Raw genomic sequence first — 1,503 nt, forward strand, 5'->3', positions numbered from 1 at the left:
GGATCAGGCGTTGAGCTTTCGAATGTGAAGATGTCGATGAACCCGTTCGACGAGATTGCGGTTGAAGAGGCGATCCGCCTGAAGGAAGCTGGCAAGGTCACGGAGATTGTGGCTGTTTCGGTTGGCCCGGCACAGGCGCAGGAAACACTGCGCACGGCACTTGCCATGGGTGCGGACCGCGCGATCCTGGTGAAGACCGACGAGACAGTCGAGCCGCTCGGCGTCGCCAAGGTCTTGAAGGGCGTGGTCGATGCAGAAAAGCCAGACCTCGTCTTCCTCGGCAAGCAGGCCATTGACGACGATGCCAACCAGACCGGCCAGATGCTGTCGGCGCTCCTCAACTGGAGCCAGGCAACCTTTGCCTCGAAAGTGGAACTGGGCGACGGTTCGGCCAAGGTCACGCGCGAAGTGGATGGCGGTCTGCAGACCATCGATGTGAAGCTTCCGGCGATTGTCACGGTTGATCTTCGTTTGAACCAGCCGCGCTATGCATCGCTGCCAAATATCATGAAGGCGAAGAAGAAGCCGCTGGACGAGAAGTCGCCTGCCGATTTCGGCGCCGATATCACGGCGCGCCTGAAGGTCCTGAAGACCGAAGAACCGGGTGGCCGCAAGGCTGGCGTCAAGGTTGGCTCGGTTGGCGAGCTGGTCGAGAAGTTGAAAGCCGACGGCATCATCTAAGAAATCGGAAGGGACACAGTAAATGGCTATTCTTCTTTTTGCCGAACATGACAATGCAACCCTTTCGGACCAGACGGCAAAGGCGCTGACGGCAGCCGCCCAGATCGGCGGCGATGTCGATATTCTGGTTGCTGGCAAGGGTGCAAAGGCAGCAGCCGATGCTGCTGCCAAGCTGAAAGGCGTGCGCAAGGTTCTGCTGGCTGAAAGCGATGCGCTGGAAAACCGTCTGGCTGAGCCGACGGCAGCACTCATCGTGGCACTCGCCGCCAATTACGACACGATCATCGCACCGGCGACGACTTCGGCCAAGAACATCCTGCCGCGCGTTGCAGCACTTCTCGATGTGATGCAGCTTTCCGAAATCATGGAAGTCGTATCGGCAGACACGTTCAAGCGTCCGATCTATGCAGGCAATGCAATCCAGACGGTGCAGTCCACCGACGCCAAGAAGGTGATCACGGTGCGCACGGCTTCTTTCCAGGCCACCGGTGACGGCGGTTCGGCTGCGGTTGAAACTGCGACCGTGCCTGCCGATCCGGCATTGTCGAGCTTTGTTGGCAATGCGCTGTCGGCTTCGGATCGTCCGGAACTGACCTCGGCCAAGATCATTATCTCGGGCGGTCGTGCGCTTGGTTCGGCTGAAAAGTTCCAGGAAGTGATCCTGCCGGTTGCCGACAAGCTCGGTGCGGCGGTTGGCGCCAGCCGTGCGGCTGTCGATGCGGGCTATGCGCCAAACGACTGGCAGGTTGGCCAGACGGGCAAGGTTGTTGCACCGGAGCTTTACATCGCTGTCGGCATTTCCGGCGCGATCCAGCATCTGGC

At 59.8% G+C, this 1,503-nt stretch carries 2 protein-coding genes; both read left to right on the forward strand.

Features of this window, described 5'->3' with window-relative positions:
* On the forward strand, positions 1 to 681 hold a 681-nt coding region (locus tag FGI60_RS26145), incomplete at its 5' end, for an electron transfer flavoprotein subunit beta/FixA family protein (RefSeq protein ID WP_138787579.1).
* A gap of 22 nt (positions 682 to 703) precedes the next feature.
* The coding region (locus FGI60_RS26150) for an electron transfer flavoprotein subunit alpha/FixB family protein (protein WP_138787580.1) at positions 704 to 1,503 on the forward strand (800 nt) is incomplete at its 3' end.

This window comes from Brucella haematophila, from assembly GCF_005938105.1.
Lineage (GTDB): Bacteria > Pseudomonadota > Alphaproteobacteria > Rhizobiales > Rhizobiaceae > Brucella > Brucella haematophila.